This is a genomic window from Streptomyces sp. WMMB 714 (genome assembly GCF_900090125.1).
Classification (GTDB): domain Bacteria; phylum Actinomycetota; class Actinomycetes; order Streptomycetales; family Streptomycetaceae; genus Streptomyces; species Streptomyces daqingensis.
On sequence record NZ_FMHJ01000015.1, the window covers coordinates 77,698 to 94,765 of the forward strand.

Annotated in this window: 15 protein-coding genes; 9 read left to right on the forward strand and 6 right to left on the reverse strand. The window is 73.1% G+C overall.

Annotated features, from left to right (window positions below):
* Nucleotides 1–9: 9 nt before the first annotated feature.
* The gene (locus H181DRAFT_RS24210) at nucleotides 10–1,491 is read right to left on the reverse strand and encodes an ABC transporter substrate-binding protein (RefSeq protein ID WP_078895934.1); all 1,482 of its coding nucleotides are present in this window, start codon (nucleotides 1,489–1,491) and stop codon (nucleotides 10–12) included.
* 157 nt (nucleotides 1,492–1,648) lie between these two features.
* Nucleotides 1,649–2,758, reverse strand: coding sequence for a carbohydrate kinase family protein (locus H181DRAFT_RS24215; RefSeq protein WP_078895935.1), 1,110 nt, complete (start codon nucleotides 2,756–2,758; stop codon nucleotides 1,649–1,651).
* Nucleotides 2,759–2,933: 175 nt separating this feature from the next.
* Here H181DRAFT_RS24215 and H181DRAFT_RS24220 point away from each other — a divergent pair, with 175 nt between their 5' ends.
* Nucleotides 2,934–3,698: a DeoR/GlpR family DNA-binding transcription regulator gene (locus tag H181DRAFT_RS24220; protein ID WP_045866536.1), complete on the forward strand. Its 765-nt coding sequence runs from the start codon at nucleotides 2,934–2,936 to the stop codon at nucleotides 3,696–3,698.
* Entirely contained in the window at nucleotides 3,695–5,089 is a 1,395-nt protein-coding gene (locus H181DRAFT_RS24225; protein WP_045866537.1) for a 6-phospho-beta-glucosidase, read from the forward strand. Before H181DRAFT_RS24220 ends, H181DRAFT_RS24225 begins: the two co-directional genes overlap by 4 nt.
* Before the next feature lie 109 nt (nucleotides 5,090–5,198).
* Here H181DRAFT_RS24225 and H181DRAFT_RS24230 read toward each other — a convergent pair whose 3' ends face one another.
* Nucleotides 5,199–5,855, reverse strand: coding sequence for a class I SAM-dependent methyltransferase (locus tag H181DRAFT_RS24230; RefSeq protein WP_045866627.1), 657 nt, complete (start codon nucleotides 5,853–5,855; stop codon nucleotides 5,199–5,201).
* Between the two features lie 306 nt (nucleotides 5,856–6,161).
* Here H181DRAFT_RS24230 and H181DRAFT_RS24235 point away from each other — a divergent pair, with 306 nt between their 5' ends.
* Nucleotides 6,162–6,581 (forward strand): excalibur calcium-binding domain-containing protein, encoded by a 420-nt coding sequence (locus H181DRAFT_RS24235; RefSeq protein ID WP_045866538.1) that lies wholly within the window; start codon nucleotides 6,162–6,164, stop codon nucleotides 6,579–6,581.
* Nucleotides 6,582–6,656: 75 nt separating this feature from the next.
* On the opposite strand, the gene H181DRAFT_RS24240 is transcribed toward H181DRAFT_RS24235, so the two are convergent.
* A complete protein-coding gene (locus H181DRAFT_RS24240; RefSeq protein ID WP_045866539.1) occupies nucleotides 6,657–7,619 on the reverse strand; it encodes a 2-hydroxyacid dehydrogenase in 963 nt (320 codons plus the stop codon).
* Between the two features lie 190 nt (nucleotides 7,620–7,809).
* Between H181DRAFT_RS24240 and H181DRAFT_RS24245 the strand changes: the two genes are divergently transcribed.
* The 5 genes from H181DRAFT_RS24245 (at nucleotide 7,810) to H181DRAFT_RS24265 (ending at nucleotide 13,862) form a co-directional block, all read left to right on the forward strand.
* Complete coding sequence (locus H181DRAFT_RS24245) at nucleotides 7,810–9,261, forward strand: MFS transporter (protein ID WP_052708702.1); 1,452 nt, start codon at nucleotides 7,810–7,812, stop codon at nucleotides 9,259–9,261.
* A gap of 35 nt (nucleotides 9,262–9,296) precedes the next feature.
* A complete protein-coding gene (locus H181DRAFT_RS24250) occupies nucleotides 9,297–10,058 on the forward strand; it encodes an IclR family transcriptional regulator (RefSeq protein WP_254666955.1) in 762 nt (253 codons plus the stop codon).
* Nucleotides 10,059–10,211: 153 nt separating this feature from the next.
* Nucleotides 10,212–11,285, forward strand: coding sequence for a sulfotransferase family protein (locus tag H181DRAFT_RS24255; RefSeq protein ID WP_254666956.1), 1,074 nt, complete (start codon nucleotides 10,212–10,214; stop codon nucleotides 11,283–11,285).
* Between the two features lie 378 nt (nucleotides 11,286–11,663).
* Nucleotides 11,664–11,981, forward strand: coding sequence for a hypothetical protein (locus H181DRAFT_RS24260; RefSeq protein ID WP_045866541.1), 318 nt, complete (start codon nucleotides 11,664–11,666; stop codon nucleotides 11,979–11,981).
* 441 nt (nucleotides 11,982–12,422) lie between these two features.
* Entirely contained in the window at nucleotides 12,423–13,862 is a 1,440-nt protein-coding gene (locus H181DRAFT_RS24265) for an MFS transporter (RefSeq protein WP_045866542.1), read from the forward strand.
* Between the two features lie 150 nt (nucleotides 13,863–14,012).
* Here the strand turns inward: H181DRAFT_RS24265 and H181DRAFT_RS24270 are convergent, their stop codons facing one another.
* A complete protein-coding gene (locus H181DRAFT_RS24270; RefSeq protein ID WP_368073293.1) occupies nucleotides 14,013–15,134 on the reverse strand; it encodes a DUF2330 domain-containing protein in 1,122 nt (373 codons plus the stop codon).
* Between the two features lie 257 nt (nucleotides 15,135–15,391).
* Between H181DRAFT_RS24270 and H181DRAFT_RS24275 the strand changes: the two genes are divergently transcribed.
* Complete coding sequence (locus tag H181DRAFT_RS24275) at nucleotides 15,392–15,955, forward strand: GNAT family N-acetyltransferase (RefSeq protein ID WP_045866543.1); 564 nt, start codon at nucleotides 15,392–15,394, stop codon at nucleotides 15,953–15,955.
* A 60-nt stretch (nucleotides 15,956–16,015) separates the two neighbouring features.
* On the opposite strand, the gene H181DRAFT_RS24280 is transcribed toward H181DRAFT_RS24275, so the two are convergent.
* Complete coding sequence (locus H181DRAFT_RS24280; protein ID WP_045866544.1) at nucleotides 16,016–17,041, reverse strand: ABC transporter substrate-binding protein; 1,026 nt, start codon at nucleotides 17,039–17,041, stop codon at nucleotides 16,016–16,018.
* Between the last annotated feature and the right edge of the window lie 27 nt (nucleotides 17,042–17,068).

A 17,068-nucleotide genomic window follows, 5' to 3' on the forward strand; every position in this document is an offset into this window, starting at 1 on the left:
AGGCGGCGCTCACGGCTTCGGCTTCCGGCCGGCCTGCTTGTCCTGGAAGGACGTGTACGAGCGGTCCATCCGGGTGGAGAGCTCCTCGGGTGTGAGCTTTCCGTCGATGACGCCCTGGAGGTCGGCGGAGAGGGAGTCGTAGAACGTGGGCGTGGTGTAGTCGAGATACGGGACGAGGCCGTCGCTGTCGTTCAACTTCCGCCATCCGTCGACCATTTGCGCGTCGACGCTGCCCTCGGGGAGGCGGCGTGCGGCCTTGCCCGGCAGGGCGGGCAGCACGCCCTCCTCGGTCATCACGTCGGCGGCGTGCGCGCTGGTGATGAAGTCGAGGTAGGCGGCGGCGACTTGGGGGTGCCGTGCGCGCGAGGTGACCGACCAGGCGAGCCCCTGCCCGCCGGTGGTGACCGGTGGTGCTCCCGCGTCGGCCGGCGGTGGCGGCATGAACCCCAGCTTGCCGCCCATGGACTTCTTCAGATCCGCGAGCTGCCAGGTGCCGGTGATGAGGAAGGCGCCCTCGCCGTCGGCGAACTTCTTCGCGGCGTCGTCGTATCCGGTGCCGTTGGCGCCTTCGGGGACGTAGCCGCGCTCCTTCCAGTCGGCGAGCGTCCTGGCGGCCTCGCGCGTCGGGTCGTTGTCGAAGCCCTCGCCCCGGCCGAAGACGCTCTCGCGTGTCTCATCGGCTCCCCCTGCCTGGTTCTGCAGCACGCCGAACGTGTGGATCGCCGGGTACTTGTCCAAGTTGCCGAACTGGACGGGCAGTTCGCCCTCGTCCTTGAGCTCGGGCAGGGCGTCCGTCAGGTCCTTCCAGGTCTCGGGCGGTTCGATGCCGGCGTCGTCGAGGACGTCCTTGTTGTAGTAGACGCCGATGTACTCGCCCGTCTGGGAGATGCCGTAGAGCCGCCCGGTGCCGAAGTTGCGGGCGTCGGCGGAGACCCGGTTGAGGTTGAGCAGGGTGGCCGGGTAGCGGGTGTTCCAGGCGTAGATCCCTGCGTAGTCGTCGAGCGGGCGCAGCAGGCCGGCCTTCACGAAGGCGACCATGTCGGGATAGCCCTGGTTGGCCTGGATGACGTCCGGCGGCTTGTTGCCGGATATCGCCAGCTTCAGGGTCGTCTTCAGATCGGAGAAGCTGCGGGCGACGCGCTTGATGCGCACGTTCGGGTACTTCTCCTCGAACTCCCTGTTGAGGCGCTCCAGTTCGGCGTTCTGACCGCCGCGGATCTCCTGGTCCCAGACCGTCAGCGTGGCCTTGCCCGCCTTGGCGGGGTCGGGCACCTCGCTCGCGGCGGCGCCGGAACCGCCGGCACCGGGTGCGGCGGAGCCGTCCGTCCCGGGAACGCAGGCCGCCGCGAGGAGCGCGGCGGTGAGGGCGGCCGTGAGCGCGGCGGCACGCCGGGCGGCGGCACGCCGGGCGGCCCGCGGTGTGCGGCGGTGCGGAGCCGCGGCTCCACGTCCGGGGGCACTCCCGCCGGCCGGCGGGCTCACAGAGCGCATGGGGTCTCCTCTCGGCGTCCCGGACGTTCGGGCCGCGTCCCGCGCGTCGCCGTCAGCGGCCGGACGGAGCGCGCGGGAAGTGTCGGTGGTCGGGGGCGTTCGGGACTGGGCTTCGGGAACGTTCAGGACGGTGTGTCAGGGCGTTCAGGACGGGGCTTCAGGACGGGCGGAAGCCGATCGTGGGGGTGGCCCTGCGCAGCGACGAACCCCTGCCGGCGCCGGGCAGCAGGTCCGACAGGAAGGCGTAGCGGCGCATCACGTCCTCGCTCTGCCCCCCGCAGCGGGTCGCGTACTGCCACCACGCGGCGACCTCGGGCCACCCGGGGGCGGACAGCGAGCCCCCGAAGTGCTGTACGGACAGAGCCGCCGTGAGGTTGGCGAAGGCGAGCCGGTCGGCGAGCGGCCAGCCCGCGAGCGTCCCGCTGATGAACCCGGCGACGAACACGTCGCCCGCGCCGGTCGGGTCGAGGGCCTGCACGGGCAGCGCGGGCACGTCGGCGCTCTCACCGGTGAGCGAGTCGACGGCGACCGCGCCTTCGGAGCCCTTGGTGACCACGGCGATGGGAACGAGTTCGGCCAGCGCCCGCACGGCCTCCTCGGGTGAGCCGGTGCGCGTGTAGTGCTGGGCCTCGACGGAGTTGGGGAGGAACGCGTGGCAGTAGGAGAGGTCGGCGAGCGTGTCGGGGTCCCAGGCGCCGGTGTCGTCCCAGCCGACGTCGGCGAAGATCTTGCTGCCCTCGTCGTACGCGTCACGTGCCCATCCCTCCAGCCGCCCGGGCGCCAGCGCGGTGAAGCAGGCGCGGGAGCGCGGGCGCTGGGCGGCGCTCACGCAGGGCGCCGGTGCCTCGTGGCCGTGCGAGACCATCGTCCGCTCGCCCTCGTAGGCCATCGAGACGGTGACCGGTGAGTGCCAGCCCGGGGCCCGGTGCGAGGGCGCGAGGTCTATGCCCTCGTTGTCGGCCAGGGACTCCCAGCAGTAGTCGCCGTACACGTCGTCGCCGAACGCCGCCGCCAGGGAGGTGCGCAGCCCGAGGCGGCGCAGCGCGGTGGCCATGTTCGCGACGCCGCCGGGGCTGGAGCCCATGCCGCGGGCCCAGGACTCGGTGCCGCGCACCGGGGCGTGGTCGAGCCCGGTGAAGACGATGTCCAGGAAGACGGTGCCGGTGAGGAAGACGTCCTGCTCGGGGCCGCCGTCGTCGCGCAGCGCGGCCAGCGGGTCCAGTGCCGCCGACGTCGGCGCGGGCTGTGCGCTCCCGGTCGTACTCACTGCTCTTCCCGCCCCTCGTGCCGCCTGCTTGCCGCGACGCCCCGTCCATCCGGCAGGGGGTCTCCGCCTTCCCCCGGCGTCACGCGTTGAGCGGTACCCTGCACGTCAGACCCTGAAAGTGCAAGAGGCCGGTCACACTCGCGCAAAGTCGCTCACTCGCGCTAGATTGCCGGGCATGTTGCGCGAGCACCGCCACGAACAGCTGCTCCGGCTCCTCCGCGAGGAGGGCGTGCTGCCCGTCGGGCAGATCGCCGAACGGCTGGACATCAGCGAGGCCACGGCGCGCCGAGACCTCAACGACCTGGGCAGGGCGGGAAGGCTGACCCGGGTCTACGGCGGTGCGGTGGCCCGCCGGCCCGCCGAGCGGCCGTTCGAGGAGGAGGCCGTCGACGACCTCGCGGACAAGGACGCCGTCGCACGCCGGGCCGCCGCCACCGTCGAGGACGGCGAGGTGGTGCTGCTCGACATCGGTACCACGACGCTTCAGCTGGCCCGCCAGCTCCACGGCCGGAAGATCACCGTGGCGACCAGCAACCTGGCCGTGTACGAGGAGCTGCGGGACGACCCCGACGTCTCCCTCGTGCTGCTCGGCGGGCAGGTGCGCCGCAACTACCGCTCCCTCGTGGGCCACTTGACCGAGGCGAGCCTGGAGGGCATCTACGCCGACCGTCTCTTCCTCGGCACCAGCGGAGTGCTGCCGGACGGCCGCGTCCTCGACACCACCGACGTCGAAGTGCCCGTGAAGAAGGCGATGCTGGGCTCCGCCCGGCAGGTGGTGCTGCTCGCCACCGCACGGAAGTTCCCCGGCACGGGGACGGCCCGCATCTGCGGACCGCAGGACATCGACGTACTGATCACGGGTCAGGCGTCCGACCCCGGCACGCTCGCGGTCTTCCGCGAGGCCGGAGTGGAGGTAACTGTGGAGGTGGCACGAGGATGAGGCTGACCGTGCTGGGCGGCGGGGGTTTCCGCGTGCCCCTGGTCCACCGGGCCCTGCTGGAGGACGCCGGGGACCCGGCGGGCCGCATCACCGAACTCGTCCTCCACGACACCGCGCAGGCGCGGCTCGACGCCGTCCGCGCCGTTCTCGCGCACCAGGCGGAGCGGCACGCGGCGCGAGTCGAGGACTCCGGCCGGCCGCCCACCTCGCCCCCGCCGTCGGTACGCGCGACGACCGACCTCGACGAGGCCCTGCGCGGCGCCGACTTCGTCTTCTCCGCCATCAGGGTCGGCGGCCTGGACGGCAGGACGCGCGACGAGCGCGTCCCGCTCGCCGAGGGCGTGCTGGGCCAGGAGACCGTGGGTGCGGGCGGCGTCCTCTACGGTCTGCGCACCCTGCCCGTCGCGGTGCGCATCGCGGAGCGCGTCGCCGAACTCGCCCCGGGCGCCTGGGTCGTCAACTTCACCAACCCGGCCGGGATGGTCACCGAGGCCATGAACAGGACGTTCCGCGAACGGGGCCTGGGCGAGAGGGTGATCGGCATCTGCGACTCCCCCGTCGGGCTGTGCCGGCGCACCGCCCGCGCGGCCGGGGCGGACCCGGACCGGGCCGACTACGACTACGTGGGGCTGAACCATCTCGGATGGCTGCGCCGCGTCGTCGAGGACGGACGCGACAGGCTGCCCGGACTCCTCGCGGACGAGGCCCGGCTGACGTCCTTCGAGGAGGGCAGGCTCTTCGGCGCGGAGTGGCTGCGCACGCTGGGCGCGGTACCCAACGAGTACCTGCACTACTACTACTTCAACCGGGAGGCCCTGGCCGCCGTGCGGGACGCGGAGGCCACCCGCGGGGAGTTCCTGCGGCAGCAGCAGGCCCGCTTCTACGGGGCGTCGCGCTCGTCCTCGCCGGCTGAGGCCTACGCGGCCTGGGAGCACACGCGGCGGGAGCGCGAGGAGACGTACATGGCCGAGAGCCGCGAGGCCACCGGCGGGTGGGAACGCGACACCTGCGACCTGGAGGGGGGCGGATACGACCGTGTCGCACTCGCCCTGATGCGGGCGATCTCGCGCAACGAGCGCACCAAGCTGATCCTCAACGTGCCCAACCGGGGGGCGGTTCCGGGCCTCGGCGAGGACGCCGTGGTGGAGGTGCCGTGCCTGGTCGACGCGGGCGGCGCCCGGCCGCTGTCGGTGGGGTCCGTCGCGGAGGACCAGCTCGGGCTGATGCTCTGCCTCAAGGCCGTGGAGCGGTCGGCCATCGAGGCGGCGGCGGACGGTTCACGCCGCGCGGCGGTGCGTGCCCTCGCCCTGCACCCGCTGGTGGACTCCGTGCGGGTCGCGGAGCGCATCCTCGACGCGGACGGCTTTCCGGCGGGCTTTCCGGCCGGATGACCGTGCCGGCCCGCCGGTTCCGCGCGGGCCCGTGGCCGGGTGCGCACGCGATCCCCGCGTGCCCCGCCGGGGTCCGCGCGGGTGCGGACCGAGCCCGACTGCCGCCCGTTCAGGGGCTGTTGCTGAAGACGAGCAGGTAGCGCCAGAAGAGCAGCCTGCGGATGCGGCAGCCGGGCAGCAGGCCGGCTGCCTCACGCCGGATCTGCGGCAGCGTCACTTCCGGCTGCCTGGTGGGCGCCGAGACGCGTTCCGCGTCCGAGGGGTCTGCCTTCCCGTCCGAGGGGCCTGCCCCGGGTGACCGGAGCCGCTCCCGTACCGCGACGGCGGCCCGGGCGACGGCGTTGACGGGTACGGCGGCCAGGGACCATGCCCAGTCCCGCCAGGTCCTCGCGGGATAGCAGCCCAGGACCACCAGGACGCCGCCGGGCGCGAGGGAGTCGCGAAGGGCTCCTGCCGTCGAGAAGGGCATGTGGTGGATGCTCGCAAGGCACGAGATGAAGTCGTAGTACCGCGAGGGCAGTTCGAGCTCTGTGACATCGGCCTGGCGGTAGCGGGGAGCGGGGGCGCCAGGGTCGCGGGCCGAGAGGGCGCGGGCGCAGTCGACGGTCTCCCCGGACGGGTCGATCGCGTCGACCTCCAGTCCGAGCCCGGCGAGCCGCCTCGCGAACCGTCCCGTGCCGCACCCGACGTCCAGGGCCGTGCGGGCGCCGGGCGGAACCTGCGACAGCAGCAGCCGGTGGTAGTGGTCGTTGTGGTCGAAGGGCATGGCGCCGACCCTCCCACGCGTCCGCCTGACGCCGCCGGGCCGCACGCGTTCCTCCACGTGCGCCCGGCGCACAGCCCCCTGCACCTGAAGTGCGGTGCGGCTTCCGTCCGTTGGCGAGCCCAGCCTCGGAGCCGCCTCGAAGGGGCCCGGGTCCCCCGATGCTGACGGGACGTCAAGACACCGACTGAAAACGCCAGTTCCCGACATGAAGGAACAACACCACCAAGCAGCACAACCAATGACAGATGTCGTCGGTCACATCACCGCCATCCCCCGTTCCGTCGTCGACACACACCGGAGAGACGAATGAAGCTCCGTACTTCCGCCCTCGCGGCCACGGCCGCCGCCCTGGGGATGACCCTCACCCCCTCCGCCGCCGCGGCCCACAGCGGCAGTCACCCGTTCGAGAACTGCGCAGCCGCCTACGCCGCCGGCTACTCCAAGATCGCCGAGGGGGACGAGCACTACGGGAAGCACCTGGACCGCGACGGCGACGGCATCGGCTGCGACCGGCCCCCGGCGGGCTTCGTCCCCGCGAAGGACCGGAGCGGTGACGGTAAGGCCGGCGGCGGCAGCGAGGACGGCAACGGCGGCGAGGACGGGGGCGCGCTCGCAGAGACGGGCGGCACCAGCGCGACGCCGTACCTGGCGACCGGGGGCGGCCTCGTGCTGGCCGCGGGGGCAGGCGTACTCGTCGCGACACGGAGACGCCGCACGGAACGCTGACGGCTCGGGCACACGCGAGCGCCGCATGCGGGGGCCGCTCCCCCGCACGCGGCCTCCGTCAGCGGACCGGTCCGGTCACGGCCGCGGGAACGCGTTGAGCAGCGGCTCACCCGCGGCGTAGCGGCGGACCTGCTCGACGACCAGACGCTCCGCACGGGGACGGAACGCGGCGGAGCCGCCCGCCACATGCGGCGTGATCAGCACTCCGGGGCACCGCCACAGCGGGTGTCCGGCGGGCAGCGGCTCGGGGTCGGTGACGTCGAGCGCGGCACGCAGCCTGCCCGCCCGCAGCTCCGGCAGCAGAGCCTCCGTGTCGAGCGTACGTCCGCGGCCCACGTTGACGACGAGCGCCCCGTCCGGCAGTGCGGCCAGCTCCGCCTCCCCCAACAGCCCTTCCGTGGACGGGGTTTCGGGGAGCACGAGCACCGCGACGTCCACGTCGGGCAGCAGCTCGAGCAGGTCGGCCGCGGCGTGCACGTCCTCCTCCGGCCTGGCCCTGCGTGCGACGCGTACCACCTGCGCCTCGCACGCCAGCAGCCGCCGCTCGAGCGCCGCGCCGATGGAGCCGTAGCCGATGACGGCGACGCGGCAGTCGGCGAGTGAGCGGGTGAAGTGCGGTTCCCAGCGGTCTTCCCGCTGGTTGTGGACCCACCGCGGAAGGTCGCGCTGGGCGGCGAGGATCAGGCCGAGAGCGTGCTCGGCCGTGCTCGCGTCGTGGAGCCCGCGCCCGTTGTGCAGCGCGGCCCCTTCGGGCAGCACCGGGAGGAGCTTCTCGACACCCGCGCTGAGGGACTGCACGGCACGCAGCGCGGGCATGCGCGGCAGCAGGCGCTCGACCCCCGGGACCGCGTAGGGCATCACCCACAGGCCGGTCGACTCCAGTACGTGCGGCGGCAGTTCGTCATCCGGCGTCGTGCCGTCCCAGACGTGGACGCGCACGTTCGACGGCCATGGCCCGTGCCTGTCCTCGAGTCCGTCCCAGGGCAGGAGCACGTCGAGAGCGGGGGCGGAATCGGGGTTCGCGTGGGTCTCGGGCATCGGTGCACGGCCTCTCGGTCGTCGGCGGCTCGCGGGCGGGAGCCGCGGGGTCCACGGTCGGGCAGGCGGACGGCACGAGCGCCTGTGGCCGTGGCCACGCTCTGGCTGTTGACCGGCGAGGGCAGACACTCGTAACGTCCTTCCCGCCCAGTGAAACACTTTCCACCTCACGGAAAAAAGGGGGTCGGGAATGAAAGGGACACCTTCATCCCGCCTCGGCGGCGGGGGCTTCTGGTCCTCGACCCGAGCCCGGTACCTGATGCCGATCGCGTTCGTCACCTACTCGCTCGCCTACCTCGACAGGTCCAACTACGCGATCGCGTCGGCGGGCGGCATGGCCGAGGAGCTGAATCTCTCGGCGGGCACGGACTCGCTCATCGCCGCGTCCTTCTTCCTCGGCTACTTCTTCTTCCAGATCCCGGGCACGATCTACGCCGAACAGCGCAGCATCCGGCGGCTGGTCGCCGGATCGACGATCGCCTGGGGCGTCCTCGCCACGGCGCAGGGCCTGCTCAGCAGCCCGGAGCAGCTCATCCCCGTGCGCTTCGCGCTCGGCGTGGTCGAGGGCGCGGTGCTGCCTTCGCTGGTGGTGCTGCTGAGCCGCTGGTTCACCAAGGGCGAGCGCGGCCGCGCCAACTCCCTGCTGATCCTGGGCAATCCGATCACCGTGATGTGGCTGTCGGTGCTCTCCGGATGGCTGATCGAGGTCTCGGACTGGCGGATGATGTTCATCATCGAGGGTGTCCCCTCGATCGTGTGGGGACTCGTCTGCCTGCGGCTCATCAAGGACCGCCCCGCGGAGGCCCGTTGGCTCCCCCAGGCCGAGCACGACAAGCTCAGGGCGGACCTCGCCGCCGAGCAGCGCGCAGCCGTGGCCGTCCCCGGTTCGGCCCTCACGGCGGCCGACGTCGGCCGGGCCGGCGAGCCCGGTACCGACGGCGCCGGGAGCGGCCCGGAAAGCGGTGCGACCACCGCCGACGCCCCGCGGGCGACCAAGAGCGACTACGCGAGGGTGCTGCGCTCCCGGCCCGTCGCCGTCCTCGCCACGCAGTACTTCTTCTGGTCGTTCGGCATGTACGGCTTCGTCTTCTGGCTGCCCTCCATCGTCAAGCAGGGCTCCGGCGAGGGCATCGGCGCGACCGGGCTGCTCTCGGCGATCCCGTACGCCTTCGCCGTCGTCGCGATGATGCTCAACTCCCGTGTCTCCGACCGCAGCATGCGCCGCCGCGTCGCTGTGTGGCCGTGGCTGGGCGCGGGCGCGGTGGCGCTGTACGCCTCGTACCTGTCCGGTTCGAACTTCCCGCTGGCCATGACGCTCCTCGTGGTCGCCGGCCTGTGCATGTACGCGCCCTACGGCCCGTACTTCGCGCTCGTCTCCGAACTCGCCCCCGCCGGAGTGGCCGGCGCCGCCGTCGCGGCGGTCAACTCCTTCGGCGCGCTGGGCTCGTTCGCCGGCACCTACCTGGTGGGATGGGTTCGCGGCACGGAACTGGGCGACGCCGGGGCCTTCGGGTTCATGGCCGGCTGCACCCTGCTCTCCGCGGCGCTGATGTTCGGCGTGAGGGAGCCGCGGCCCGCCGTCGCGGCCGGTACGGTGAGCGTCGAGCGGACCGCGACCGCCACCGGCGGGAAGCGCGACTGACCTTGCCGCGCACGACCATCGAAGGAGCACCGACGGTGACCGCACCGCCCGGCGACGACATGCTGAGCCGGGGTCTGCGCCTGCTGACCGTACTGGCCGACAACCCGCCGGGGCTCGGCGTCAGCGCGGCCGCGCGCATCGCCGGGCTGCCGGTCAGCAGCGCGCACCGGCTCCTCGGGCGCCTCGCCGCCGAACGGTTCGTCGCCTACGACGAGGACACCCGGCGATACGCGCTCGGCGTACGGGTGCTGGACTTCTCCCGCGGCTTCCAGCGCTCCCCCGCCGGGTACTCGGCCGCCGCCGACCCGCTGCGCCGGCTGGCGGCGCGTACCGGTCTGCCGGCGATCGCGGGCATCCTCGACGGCGACGAGGTGCTGCTGGTGCTGAGCGTGCAGGGCAGCCAGCATCTGCAGCTCCGCAGCGCCGAGGGCACCCGCAACCCGTGGCATGCGACGTCGATGGGCAGGGCGCTCGTATCGACGCTGCCGGCCCCGGAGTTGGAGTCGCTCCTCGCGGGAGACCTGGCCCCCACCACCTCGCGCACCCTCACCGATCCTGAGGCGCTGCGCGAGGAGGTGGCGCGCGTACAGGCACGCGGCTGGGCCGAGGTGGACGAGGAGAACGAGATCGGGGTCCGCTCCGTCGCCGCCGCGGTGCCGTACGCCGACGGCTACCGCAGACCGCGGCTGGCCGTCTCGCTCGGCGCCGCCGTCGTCCTCACCTCGCGGGAGGAACTGCACGCCTGCGTACCGGCGTTGCTGGCCTGCGCGGAGGAGATCGCCTCCCTGCTGGCCTGAGTCCCGCCGCGGCCTCTCCCGGTCCGGGCGAGCACCCCGCCACACCTTCGCGTGATCGTCCGCGGCCCCGGATCGATCACGGCCCGGGAGGGTAGTGAGGGGGTGCGACCGGGAAGCGAGCGGCCGGGGAGGGCCGCAGGGGGAGGAAGAACTGTGCGTACGGGCATCAAGACCCTGACCTTCGTCGTCGGCACGGGACGCAGCGGCTCGACCGCGCTGTCACAGGTGCTCCGGCTGCATCCGGACGTCCTCAGCCTGAACGAGCTGTACGCGTGCGTCGACGGTCCTCCGGCGCTGAGCCACGAGCCGCTGACGGGACGGGAGTTCTGGCGGTGCCTCACGGAGCCGATGGAGGTCTTCGACCGCATGGTCCGCAGCGGTACGCCGCTGCCGGAGTTCCTCTACAACCGCCACCCGGAGTGGCGCTACTCCGCGGAGACCACGGGCATCCCCGCCGTCAGCATGATGGCGCTGCCGCACCTCACCGACGACCCCGACGCGCTCCTCGACGCGCTGGAACCCGAGGTGACGGCCTGGCCCGAACGCCCCGCACCCCAGCAGTGGGAGGCGTTCTTCGGGGCGCTGGCCTCCCGGGCGGGAGGGCGGGAGGCGGCAGTCGAACGCTCCGGCTACTCGCTGCACCGCGTGGAACTGCTGCGCAGCCTCTTCCCCCACGCCCGCTTCGTGCACCTCTTCCGGGACGGCCCCGACTGCGCCCTGTCCATGAGCCGCCACAACGGCTACCGCATGATCGCGCTGCTGCGGGAGATCCACCGCCGTACGGGCGCCGGCCGGGACGCGCCGCTCGGCAAGCTGACGGAGGAGCAGCTCAAGCAACTGCCCGACGACTTGCGGCATCTGCTGGATTCGGAATTCGACCCCGCGCTCGTGCTCGACCGCACGATGCCCGTACCGGAGTTCGGCACGCTCTGGTCGGAGCTGATCCGCGAGGGGCTCGGGCAGCTCGCCGCCGTCCCGCCGGAGCAGCGCACGACCCTCAGCTACGAGAGCCTGCTGGACGCGCCTCGCCAGGAGCTGGCGCGGCTGGCCGGCTTCATCGGCGTGCAGCCGTTCGCGGAATGGCTCCAGGAGGGCGAGGAGCTCTTCGACGGCGCCGGCAGGCGGGGCTCCGCGCTGCGGCTGCCCGCAGGCGAACTGGCCGAGCTGCGCGAGAACTGTGCGCCGGGAGAAGAGGCGTTGGGCGTCCTGCCCCGGCCGGCACCCTGAACTCCAAGCTGTGGCGGGCGCGTTCGCGGAGCGTGCACGCAACTCGGCGTCGCCGAGGGAAGGCGGGCAGACGGGCGGGGAGGGCAGCGCCCCGGACCGTCGTGAACCGCTCCCGCTGCCACGCGTGCACGGAGCGAGGGCGGCAGCGCCCCGGACCGCGCCTACTCCCCCGTGTCCGCCATGGCTCGGGGCCCCGCTCGCGGGGTCCGCAGGTGTGCATCGTCCGCGCCCCCTGGCGCGGGCCGACGCGCGCGACCGGCGGAGCCCCCAGTTTCCGCGCACCGCGCCCGGGTACCTGCGCCGTGCATTCGCAGTGTGCCCGGGCCCGTCACTCGTACGGGCAGCGGGACGGCCCACCGCCGCCTGAGGAGGAGATCCATGGCTGAGAAGGACCAGTCCGGGAAGAACGACAGCGGGAACGCCCGGGCAACGGACCCCGCGGACCGCGGGCCGGGGGCCCACTCCGGGCGCGAGGAGCAGGCCCGGCCGCACGTGGTTCCCGGAGTCGCCAGCGGCTCGGAGGGCTACTCCACCGGCGGCACCGGCGCGGGCGACCCGCTGCAGGGCGTCCGGGCGGAGGGCGACGGCGAGAAGGAGGCCGAGGACCGGGCACGGGAGGCAGAAGGCGGCGGCGACAGCGGAGCCGGACGGCGCTCGGGCCGCCGGACCGGTTCGGAGGCCGGGGAAGAGGGCTGAGGCCGGTGGGCTGACCCGGGGAGGGCTTGCCCCCGGGCTGACGCACTGACGGGCGGACGCACTGACGGGTGACGGGCCCGTTCGGGCCGGGACCCGTCCCGACGGGGTTCCGGGAGCCCGGAACGCGGGGCCCCGGGACCGCCGGAATCCTGGCGGACGGGCCTCTCCCGGCGCGCGGCGTCACCGCGCGCCCCGTGGCTCCGGGGCGTGGAGCGGCGCCGGGACTGCCGCGTAAGCTGCTGAAGGCGGGCCGGGCCGCGGCGTACCGGCCGCCCGCGTCGCAGGTCACAGCATTGCTGGTCACAGCGTTGCTGGTCACCGCGCCGCAGGCCACCGGCTTGCGGGCCGCGGCTTCGCGAAGCGGCATGCGGTGCGCCGCGTACAGGTCACCAGTTCGTACCGGGGGGTTCGAGGCGGCCGCCCGGGTCCGGCAGGAGCAGAGTGAAAGCACACGACCCGGACTCCGGCCGACAGCGAGGCGCGGGCCGCTACAGACCGCTCGCCGCTGTGCTGGCCGCGATGGGCGTGGCGCTCACCGGCACCCGGATATCGGTCATCGCCCTGCCGTGGTTCGTGCTCGTCACGACCGGAAGCGCCACGCAGACGGGCCTGGTGGCCTTCTGCGAGATGGCTCCGTACGTCGCGGTCAAGGCGTTCGCCGGCCCGCTGGTGGACCGGACGGGCCCCCGCGTCATCTCCTGGACGACGGACGTGGTCAGCGCCGCGGCGGCCGTCGCGATCCCGCTCCTCCACAGCCTCGACAGGCTCGGCTTCTGGCTGCTGCTGCCCCTCGTCGCCCTGATCGGGGCGGCAAGGGGGCCCGGCGATCTCGCGAAGGAGATCCTGATCCCGGAGGCGGCCGAGCGGGCACACGTGCCGCTGGAGCGGGCGACGGGGCTCTCCGGCGTCACCGAACGGCTGGCCTCGACGGTCGGCCCGGCGGCAGGGGGCTCCCTCGTGGCGCTGCTGGGTCCCATGGCGGGGCTCGTCGTCATCGGGGCGTGCTTCGCGACGGGGTCGGCCGTCATCGCCCTGGCGCTCCCCCGCGGCATGGGGGTGGCGTCCGGAGCGCGCGAGGACGGCCGGGAGCCCGGCTACTGGACGCGCTTCGGGCAGGGCTTCCGCTTCCTGCGCGGGGAACCCCTGCTGCTCACCGTCATCGTCATGGTCAGCGTCACCAACCTGCTGGACGCGGCGTTCGCGACCGTGCTGATGCCGGTCTGGGCGAAGGAGTCGGGGCAGGGGCCGAGCGCGATCGGGCTCAGCAGCAGCGTCATGGGCATCGCAGCGGTCGGCGGAAGCCTGATCGCGGCGGCTGTCGCCCACCGCCTTCGGCGCCGTCCGGTCTTCTTCGCCGGGTTCCTGCTCGCGGGTGCGCCGAGGTTCCTCGTCCTCGCGGCGGACGTGCCGATGTGGACGGTGCTGACGGTGTTCGCCGTGGCGGGGTTCGGCGCCGGCTTCCTCAACCCGATCCTCGCGGCGCTCACCTTCGAGCGGGTGCCGCGCCGGCTGCTCGGCCGCGTCAACGCGCTGGGTGACTCGGTCGCCTGGAGCGGCATACCGCTCGGCGGGATGGCGGCCGGAGCGGCGGTGGCGTCCTTCGGGCTCGTACCCGCCCTGCTGACCGCGGGTGTCGTGTACTTTCTGACCACCAGCCTCGCCGGACTGCGCCCCGAATGGCGGCAGATGGAGCGGTTGCGCGCCAAGTCCGTGCCCCGGCGGCCCACTTCACCGGGTGAGGCAAGACCCACCGCGGCCGCCGGCCCGCCGGGGCGTGGTGTGCCCGGGCCTGCCCACCTGCCCGGCGGGCCCTCCGGTGACGCTCCGCCGGGCTCCGACGACGGCGGCCCGGCCGCGTCATGCGGACGCACGGTCACCTGAACCGGCGATCTCCCCGAACTTGCCGGATCCGGCGCGACGTTGCCACGTGCCACGGAGGAACAGGCGGCGCGGACGCCGTGACGGGCCGTCGCCCGCCGGAACGGCCACTCGGTCAGTCCGAAGCCGAAGTCCCGTATGCCGAACGGGAGTTCAGCCAACGTCCGCCGACGGCCGACGACGGGCCCTGGCCCGCCATACGACGAGCGATCCGAGCGCCAGGGCCGCCGCCCCCGTCGCCACGATCCAGACCGGTACGCCTCCCCAGGCCAGGATGCGGGCGTGATGCACGACGGTGCGGTACTCGGTGTCCGAGTGGGCGCGACGCAGCTCGTGGTCACCGCTGATTCGGGCCGGCACCGGGAAGTGCTGCTCGTACACGGTCAGGAAGGGATCACCATCTGCGGAGCTCCCGCCGCCCGGCCGGGCGAACGAGCGGACCTCGTCCGCCGGCTCCTCGACCCGTCCGGCGAACCGCACGCGCGGTGTCTGACCACCGATCGCGCTGCTCGGGCGCATCCGGTGCGGAGCCAGCACGTACAGCCGGAGGCTCTGCGGCTCTTTCGCCGCGCGGGAGAGCCGCATCGGGTAGACGAACCGCTCGGACTCGAACGTGAGGTGCAGCGGCTGCAGCGTGCCGCCGAGCACGCTCTCCCGCTCGTCGGTTCCCGGAGCCAGGCGGATCGCCACGTACTCCCACCGGCGGTCCACGTACGGCTCCAGCTCGCGGTGCAGACGTCCCGGCAGAGCGAACCCGTTGTCGTCCAGCCAGTCCCCGAGCGCGTCCGGGTCGGTGGCGCTGAGCGTGGCGACGTCGAACGGGCCGAGCCTCTTCCAGCCGACGACGTCCACGCCTTCGCCCCGCGCACCGCCGCCCGGTGCGGCGGCGCCGTCCACGTCGTCGTACGGCCAGTCTCCGGAACGCGGCCAGAAGTAGTGCCGGTCACGGTGCTCGGGCGCGGCCAGCCGTCCCAGCTGCGTGAACAGCCGCGGGCTGCCGAGCCGGACGGCCGCCCTGTTCGGCACCGGCATGATCCAGGCCGCCTCTTCGGCGTCGCCGCTGACGTCGAGGCTCATCAGGATCCGCTCGGTCCGCCCGTCCCAGCTCACGGCCGAGGTCTCCCGGTCGACCGCGATGCGCGAACCGCCGCGTGCGACCATCCCGCCGCATCCGCACGCGTACGCGGGCCAAGCCAGCGCGACGAGTTGTGCCGCCAGCACCATCACGACCACCGCCAGCGCACGGCTGGGCCCGCTCCCCCGGTTTCTCTTCACAGGGACCGGGACGACCCTCCGGGGCGGCCGGTTCCTGTCGATGGCGTCAACTGCCCCTGCTCCGCCGGTTCGTGCCCGACCGCCGGCCGGGACGAGGCATCCCGTCCCCACGGGCGGGAACCGGTGCGCACTGCGGACGGCCGGTATGGGATCATCCGCGCGGGCCCTGACAACTCAGGACGCTTCAGCCCGCCGCCCGCCTTCTCCGCACACGCCGCCGTCAGTCGACGCGTACCGGCCCGACCACGGAGGTCTCGTTGTTCTCAGTACCGCTGGGTGACGGCGGCGCGCGGCTGAGGCCGCTGGAGCCCCGTCACGCCGCCGAGTTCCTGGCGCACATCGACCGCGGGCGCGAGTTCATCGGGCGGTACGTCGGACTCCCCGACGTCATAGAGGACTTGGAGTCCGCCCGTGCCTTCCTGACGTCGTACGCCGAGAAGGCAGCGGCCGACACCGGCCGGATCTACGGCATCTGGACGGACGGGGGGCTCGTCGGCGGCGTCATGTTCCGGACGATGGACGTCGAGCAGGGCACAGCCGAGGCGGGCTGCTGGCTGGAGCCTTCCGCGGTGGGGAGGGGCCTGGTCACCGAAGCGATCGGCGTCATCGTCGACTGGGCCGTCGAGGAGCGGGGCATCCACCGCGTGGAGTGGATGGTCTCGGCGGCGAACGAGGCCAGCATCGCCGTGGCGCGGCGGCTCGGGATGACGAAGGAGGGCGTGCTGCGCGAGAGTTACCTGCGCCGGGGAGAGCGGTACGACATCGAGATCTGGTCGGTGCTCGCGCCCGAGTGGCGGGCGGCCCGGCGCGGACGCGGGTAGGCACCGGGCCGGGCCGGTGGTGCGGGTCGGCCGGCACCACCCCCGGCCGGAGAGTCCGGCTCAGCCGTCCGCCTTGATCTCCGCGAACTTCGGGGCGTCCTTCACGAGTCCGCTGGCCCGGTGGAAGCGGCGCGCCGTCTCGTACGGTCCGCGCTCGACCGACGGCGACTCCGGCATCTCCTTCCGGAGGATCGGCACCAGCGCGTCCAGCGCCTTCGCGTCGGTGTCCTTGAGGTACTTCTCCAGCAGCTCCCGCACCTTGTCCGGATCGCCCTGCACGTCGGCCTGGGCGCGCTTCATCGCGCTCTGGAAGCCTTCGGCCTCCTTGGCCTTCTTCTTCAGCAGCTTCTGCGTGGAGAAGACGACGCCGTGCAACGCGCCCTTCATGTCCGGCACATGGCCGGCGGCCGGGGATATCAGGATGCGGCCGGCACCGTCGGCCTCGGCCTGCTGCCCGATCGGCTGGAAGAACGAGAGCGCGTCCACGCGGCCGGACTTGAGCGCCCCGAGAGCCGAAGTCGCCGCGCTGCCGAGGTTGACGAGCGTGGCGTCGGTCTTCGCCTTCTTGCCTATGCCGTCGAAGAGATGCCCGATCAGGGCCTCCGTGCCGCTGCCCGGCCCGGTGATGCCGATCTTCTTGCCGACGAGCGACCTGGTGCGCTCCTCCAGCGGGGCGCCGGCGTCCGGCCCGTCGAAGGACTTCCCCACCACGATGTCGACGTAGTACTCGGTGACGAGGCTGGAGAGCACCCGGGCGCCAGGATCGTTCTGGGCGAGGTTGAACGCGTCCGTGAGCACCCCCGCCCCCAGGTCGATGGAGCCGGACTTGAGGGCGGCGGCCACCTTCGCCCCGGTGCCCAGCCGCGGCCTGTCGCCGAGCTTGATGCCCTCGTCCTTGAAGTAGCCCTTCTCCTCCGCGATGAACAGCGGGAAGAACGCCACGGAGTTGCTGATCTGGCCGATGCTGAGCGTGCCGGCCTTCGTGGTGGAGCCGTGCTCGGCACAGCCTGCGGCCAGTGGCGAGAGGAGAACGGGGGCCGCCGCGAACGACTTCAGCAGCGCCCTGCGCTCGATGTGAGAGTTCATGTCTGCAGCTCCAGTCGCTGAGTTCGC

What these genes read in the sequence shown, in the direction of transcription:
- H181DRAFT_RS24210 (WP_078895934.1), bottom strand. Translation starts at nt 1,491, where the DNA reads ATGCGCTCTGTGAGCCCGCCGGCCGGCGGGAGTGCCCCCGGACGTGGA.
- H181DRAFT_RS24220 (WP_045866536.1), top strand. Translation starts at nt 2,934, where the DNA reads ATGTTGCGCGAGCACCGCCACGAACAGCTGCTCCGGCTCCTCCGCGAG.
- H181DRAFT_RS24225 (WP_045866537.1), top strand. Translation starts at nt 3,695, where the DNA reads ATGAGGCTGACCGTGCTGGGCGGCGGGGGTTTCCGCGTGCCCCTGGTC.
- H181DRAFT_RS24230 (WP_045866627.1), bottom strand. Translation starts at nt 5,855, where the DNA reads ATGCCCTTCGACCACAACGACCACTACCACCGGCTGCTGCTGTCGCAG.
- H181DRAFT_RS24235 (WP_045866538.1), top strand. Translation starts at nt 6,162, where the DNA reads ATGAAGCTCCGTACTTCCGCCCTCGCGGCCACGGCCGCCGCCCTGGGG.
- H181DRAFT_RS24240 (WP_045866539.1), bottom strand. Translation starts at nt 7,619, where the DNA reads ATGCCCGAGACCCACGCGAACCCCGATTCCGCCCCCGCTCTCGACGTG.
- H181DRAFT_RS24245 (WP_052708702.1), top strand. Translation starts at nt 7,810, where the DNA reads ATGAAAGGGACACCTTCATCCCGCCTCGGCGGCGGGGGCTTCTGGTCC.
- H181DRAFT_RS24260 (WP_045866541.1), top strand. Translation starts at nt 11,664, where the DNA reads ATGGCTGAGAAGGACCAGTCCGGGAAGAACGACAGCGGGAACGCCCGG.
- H181DRAFT_RS24280 (WP_045866544.1), bottom strand. Translation starts at nt 17,041, where the DNA reads ATGAACTCTCACATCGAGCGCAGGGCGCTGCTGAAGTCGTTCGCGGCG.